Below are 5,757 nucleotides of genomic sequence, written 5' to 3' on the forward strand. Positions count from 1 at the left end.
AGATGTGTATAAGAGACAGGCTATGCATAAATGCAGCCCGGAGCAGGGCTCCAAATGGAGAGCTACCGTTTCCGGATCAAGCAACTAAATCCATTCCACGCTAAACTAAATATTGTTAACCCACCTCTACAGTCAGCCCTTTAGTTTGATCCCCATAAAAAGCCTGGTACTTAAACTCAGCCTGCCAACGCTTTCTACCCCACAGATCATTATGAATACTAGGAACATTAAAATATATGCTTGGCTCATTGGAGCAAGTAATTATCCTGGCAACCGCAGCAATATCAGGATGATGATGTTTGTTACCATCCGTTGATATCAGCCATTTATCGCAACTGATACTCGCCATTAATTCCTTGCTTACATTTTTCTCACTACCGTGATGAGGAACTTTAACAGCATCAAAACTTATTGGAAGCCGATCAGTGAATTTTTCAAACGCACCAATAAGATCACCAGCTAGTGCGTCACCGGCGAGCAGAACTCGCTTTCCTTCGTACTCTAAGACAAGGGTTATACTACTGGCATTAGTAGTACTAGTATCGGCTACAAACTGTGCGTTTGCCATTTCATCCAAATCTTCAAGATTGGATATATCGATGCTACTTCTCGCCCCAAGCTCTTCTAAGCCTACTACAGGCGGGGGGGCATCCTTCAGAGCCTCAGACATCGCCTCTGGCCATGAAGGTGCTAATTCATACAACCTTTTAGGAGTGGGCCCAATGACAGTAACGACCATATTTCCTGGCAGAACAATTTTTATCGGCTGCCCATCGAAAGAGGTACTTACAGCCCTTTTATCAAAGGCCAAATTCCAGTGACCTGATTGTTCCAACCAGTTGGAAAGCTCATCTCCTTGTATAGGGCCTAGTGATTCGAGGGTATGTTGGCTTTCTACAAGGTGTTTCCGTCCATTAAACCAAAAGTCTGAGATTGCTAAATTTGGAATTTTAGGAGATTCCACGAAGCAGCTAATAGCCCCCCATATATGATCACAATCAATATGAGTTATAACGACGAGATCAAAATGCCTTTGTTCTTCTGGCATTGCCATTATCAGGCGCTTTAAATTTCTACCGCTGGCCTTTATTCCGGAATCAACAAGTATTTGCCTTGGATTATCCGCATCACCCCATCGGATCAATAGCGCATCACCCTCTCTAGCGGGGAGCATTGTAATTTCAAACATTAAGATCACTCGACTGGGAGTAGCAGAGATATCTAGAACGCCAGTCGATAAGAATGGCCATATTAAATATGGATTCAAATTGACTTTTCTCAACTGGAAGCGTCCTGATCAGAGACAGCAACACTGAAAAACTATCGCTATATAATATTTTTTGATGAGCCGCAATCCTTATAAGCTCAATCGCGCTGCGTTCATCATTTTCTGACTCTGCCAATATTAGTGCGAGAAAAATCTTCCCATCAGGTAGCCACTCATATCGATTGTTGAATTCTTGCAACCACCTTTTGTGAGGATACAGACGCCCAACTTTAAATAACGCAATCACTCCTAGTAAGGCCCCAGTTGGATCTGGATATCTATCCAAAAGCGCTTTCATGCTATTGAAAGCCACTTGTGATGCATAAAATATTCGCCCCGAATCTAACATTTGCTCCATGGAAGAAGCTATAGTACGTGTTGGTGCTATTTTTATTTTTGGATAAGTAAAGTTATCTTCACGATTTGAAAAAACTTGGCACCACATTGAGCGAAAGTGATTGCCCCCGCTCACCGGCAAGTTAACAACCACCCCTCCTTTTTCGGTGATGAACGTAGCCGAAGTAAGTTGTTCCATAGGATTTTCTTGTCGAATCACCCACCGATCATCCTTCATGTGAATTTGTGCACCTTGCGTTATGTCAACAAGCTTGATTTCAGATGTCTTGGGGCTTGAAGGAGCAGGGCTAATGAAATGGACAAAATCCTCATCTAAGAGGCTAGCGTCGGGACCAGCTTCCGTTTTAAGGAAAAATTTTACTTCCTTTTTTTCGTCTTTCGAGACCTGAACTATTTGACTTATGGCTTGCCCATTATCCTTCACTGTGCTCAGCTCATAAATCCCTGGGGGAACGAGCACTTGTTTAGGAGTAGTAGTGAGATAAAGCCGTAATCGTTGATCTCTAATTTTTATTTTAGTATCGCCGCCCGCGAAATTGAGCTTTGAGTCAACAACTATATTTATCGCTCCCCAGCTATCCTGACTACTTAACATATCCTTATCCCTTAGGGCTTAACTGACAAAATTTTCTTAGGCGGGCGCACATTTAGTAAAGCTTGGCGTTGCGACGTTGTACTAGTAAGCGAAGTGTTCCATGCCGCGCTGTACAACCCAGCCGGGAGGAAAGTACTGAAAGGCCAATCAGAGTTGTTTTCGATATGTGTACAACTAGAAGATCTCAAATTAAAATTTGTGCAGTGTCCGCGATGAGCCTGTGGACTTACATCAGCCTCAAACTCAACAGTTGGCGCAGCGATCATTGAATGCAACACAGCGTTTTCAATGATCCCTGTATTCTCCACATACTGCTCAGCACCAGCTGCCCTGGCTGTTTTTGGTACAGCAGAGGATAAATACTCTATGAGACTTGTAGCTGTTACTTCCCAAGGCGACTCATCTTCTCCATCTGACTGCGCCGCCTCACCCGAAACAAGACCGTTCATAAGCGATTCGTTAAATAGAGTGACTCCATCCGGTCGCCCATAAGCTTTAGCACCACTTATAGAGGACAGAAACATTGTAGAGCTCTTGGCGTGACCGTTTTTCTTGCTGCGCTGCATCGAACCAACCATACACTCGAATTGCTTTGCGATTTTAGGCTCCTGCCTGCAAACATCTGCAAACCAGAACTGCGTTTGGGCTGTTCCAGGATGACTAGCACTTTTGTGCAAGCTCATTAAATCAAGTGACCCGTGTAGTTCTGTAGTGTGAGCAGGGTCGGCAATATCACTAAGCAAAAGAATTGCCCCCGTCTTTGTTAACTGCACACCGTGCCCGGCGAAATACACAACCCCAACGTTTTCAGTATGTTGAGCCAAAGACGCTGAAAAATGATCAAAGTAGAGTTCAGCATTGCCCCTGGTGGCTTCTGAACTTCCAGTCAGCATGCCTTTGATCTTGGCATTTACTTCCTCATCGGCGTCAAAGTTCGGCGAAAGCAAAATACGAACTGAAGACAGAGGTGCGGACGAGTTTCGGTAACTATCAATTAGCCACGCTGCAAAATCAGAGGCAGATCGCGCAGCTGAAGTTAGTTGAGCCATCTCCAGCTCAAGGCCAAAGTCTGAAGTAGAGTCACCTCCAGAAAGATGTAAATATCGACTAACACCAATCACAAGTGCGTGAGTACAGGGCAAATCTGTGGCCGCAGCGGTTGTATACACAGTCATTAGAGCCAAAAACTCCTTCTCGATGGCAGCAGTCGGATGATAGCAAAACGTCAGTACGCAGTCATTCCGTACCTTTCTAGTGACGCTTTCGCCCTGAATCGCCCCCGTGGCTTGAGCATGATTCCCGAGCCTAATGGCGCGTATGCCATCAGAGCCGTACTACCCTACTATTGCATCGGGGCAATCGGTCTAAGATTGACTCCCCTCACACCCATCAAATCCGGCCTAGCGCCAAAGGACAGTTTTAGAGATAGACAATCGCACAACTAAAAATAAACCATTACAAATCATATATTTATGGAATTTTTCGACTCCTGGGGCCGCACCATATTGAATAAGGCTCGCAGCGATGCGGGCCTTTTTCATTTCTACCTCGGGGTGACGCCGGGGTTACGTTTCAGATAAATCGTCGGTGATTTCGACTGTCTATTTTCTCGTCTAGGTCATGTAAGCTGGCCCTGCCTGCTATACAAAGCTGCAATCCCCCTGCGCCTCCACCGCTTCACCCAAATCAATCTTTCGCGCTCAACAATCTGTCGGCCTCGTTACGAGAAATCGTCGGCCCAGACAGAGAAGCGTCGGAGCTTATAAAAGAGATTTGGAGCGAGCCGCCGACAAATTCCTCATGAACGCCAATCGAAAGTAAATTCAGTACTCGGAGTTTCTTAACAGGTACGTGCGCAAACGAAATAGCAGGAGCGATTCGCCGATCTGCACAACGGCCCGAGTCGCTAAGCTTTCCTCTCAACGGAGGAAACACATTGCGGAAGCCGAAGGCTTGCAGTACATCTCGAAGCCCTCAGCCGCTAGGAAAAGAACTCTAATGACGATCGACTCCAGAGAGCTTCAATGCGAATCCGCGCTAGCAAGAAATGGTCCATCAGCCCCGTCTACGGGAGGGTAAAAAGTGCTTTTGTGCTTTTTGATCGCCTCACGAACATCCTAACCCTGAGCCTTGTTTGGTGGTTGCGAAAGTGATGGCAATACGATAGCGTTGCGCTTGGCTTATGGGCAGATTTTGGATCGCGGATCGCGATCAGTGGTAACAATGTCCGAAAGACTGCTCCTATGAGGCTCCTCTCTGCTTAAGAGTCCCTCCAAGTTTGCGAAGGAGTGCCCATAAGCCACCCTTTTTACTCAGCTCAGTGCCCAATATGAGAAAAATCGACGCTCTTCGAGCTGTACGGACAAAGCCTGAACTTGCTCGACTTTTAGGCGTAAGGGCATCTGAGCTCACATATGTCTTATATGTGCTGAAACCTCCTACGCAATATATCTCCTTCAAAATCCCTAAAAAAAGTGGCGGTGATCGTACTATTCACTCACCATCGGATCGACTGAAGGCAATACAGTCTTCCTTGTCGGATCTCCTTCTGGATTGTATCGACGACATAAATAAATCAAAGCCCGGAAAACCACACCTGGATCGCTTTGTTAAAGGCAAGAAAGAAAAACTGCTGGATAGTAAGAAAAAAAAGCCTTTAGAATATATTTTTTCGCCTACGCTTTCGCACGGATTTGTCCGGAATCGATCAATTATTACCAATGCAATGATGCATCTGCATAAGAAAAACGTTCTTAATGTGGATCTGCAAAACTTTTTTGACAGTTTTAATTTTGGGCGTGTTAGAGGTTTTTTCATATCAAATAGGCATTTCCAGCTTGATGCAAATGTCGCAACTGTAATTGCCCAGATTGCTTGTTATGATAATAAACTCCCTCAGGGCAGTCCTAGCTCACCCGTAATAACTAATTTGATTACTCACTCTTTAGATATTAGTCTCGCAAAGTTAGCATTCGAGCATTCTTGTACGTATTCTAGATATGCCGATGACATTACATTTTCGACGCGCGAGAAAATTTTCCCCCCTCAGATTATGAGTGAGGAAAGCGGAAGTTATACTGCCGGAAGCCAATTGACGCACGAGATTACGAAGGCAGGTTTTAGTCTGAATTCAAAAAAAAATCGTATTCAGTACAATTCCTCTCGTCAAGACGTAACTGGACTTGTTGTAAATAAAAAGCCGAATGTCAAGTGCGAGTATTGGCGTACAGTTAGGTCTCAATGTCACTTACTATTTAAAAGCGGTAGCTTTGTTACGAAAATTAACGACGAGGAAGTTGTCGGCAATATCAATAAACTGGAAGGCAGGTTAAACTTTATTGATCAGGTCGATTATTATAATCGTCTTCGTCAAAAGCCTGCGCTAAATCCTGAGTACACGCTGTCCAAACATGCTATAAATACGCGCGAACTACTTAGCGGTAGAGAAACTACTTTTAGCAGGTTTTTGTATTATCGTGCGTTTTATGCAAATGAAAAGCCGACTATTCTCTGTGAGGGCTGTCTCTTATACACATCT

The 5,757-nt window shown here is 44.7% G+C and carries 4 protein-coding genes; 1 reads left to right on the forward strand and 3 read right to left on the reverse strand.

The window, feature by feature from the left end:
- Positions 1 to 115: 115 nt before the first annotated feature.
- Genes UB23_RS29000 through UB23_RS29700 form a run of 3 tightly spaced genes read right to left on the reverse strand, consistent with a single transcriptional unit; the run spans position 116 to position 3,394 of the window.
- Complete coding sequence (locus tag UB23_RS29000; RefSeq protein ID WP_082069266.1) at positions 116 to 1,189, reverse strand: MBL fold metallo-hydrolase; 1,074 nt, start codon at positions 1,187 to 1,189, stop codon at positions 116 to 118.
- Complete coding sequence (locus UB23_RS27955; protein WP_045062889.1) at positions 1,182 to 2,219, reverse strand: hypothetical protein; 1,038 nt, start codon at positions 2,217 to 2,219, stop codon at positions 1,182 to 1,184. The genes UB23_RS29000 and UB23_RS27955 overlap by 8 nt, the downstream gene beginning before the upstream one ends.
- Before the next feature lie 11 nt (positions 2,220 to 2,230).
- Positions 2,231 to 3,394, reverse strand: a complete 1,164-nt coding sequence (locus UB23_RS29700; RefSeq protein ID WP_152644335.1) for a hypothetical protein — start codon at positions 3,392 to 3,394, stop codon at positions 2,231 to 2,233.
- A gap of 1,154 nt (positions 3,395 to 4,548) precedes the next feature.
- On the opposite strand from UB23_RS29700, the gene UB23_RS29005 reads away from it, so the two are divergent.
- On the forward strand, positions 4,549 to 5,757 hold a 1,209-nt coding region (locus UB23_RS29005; protein WP_160298076.1), incomplete at its 3' end, for a retron Ec67 family RNA-directed DNA polymerase/endonuclease.

Origin of the sequence: Pseudomonas sp. ES3-33 (genome assembly GCF_000952175.1) — a bacterium.
Classification (GTDB): Bacteria; Pseudomonadota; Gammaproteobacteria; order Pseudomonadales; family Pseudomonadaceae; genus Aquipseudomonas; species Aquipseudomonas gregormendelii.

Coding starts and splice junctions, on each gene's coding strand:
- UB23_RS29000 (WP_082069266.1), bottom strand. CDS start 1,189: ATGTTTGAAATTACAATGCTCCCCGCTAGAGAGGGTGATGCGCTATTG.
- UB23_RS27955 (WP_045062889.1), bottom strand. CDS start 2,219: ATGTTAAGTAGTCAGGATAGCTGGGGAGCGATAAATATAGTTGTTGAC.
- UB23_RS29700 (WP_152644335.1), bottom strand. CDS start 3,394: ATGACTGTGTATACAACCGCTGCGGCCACAGATTTGCCCTGTACTCAC.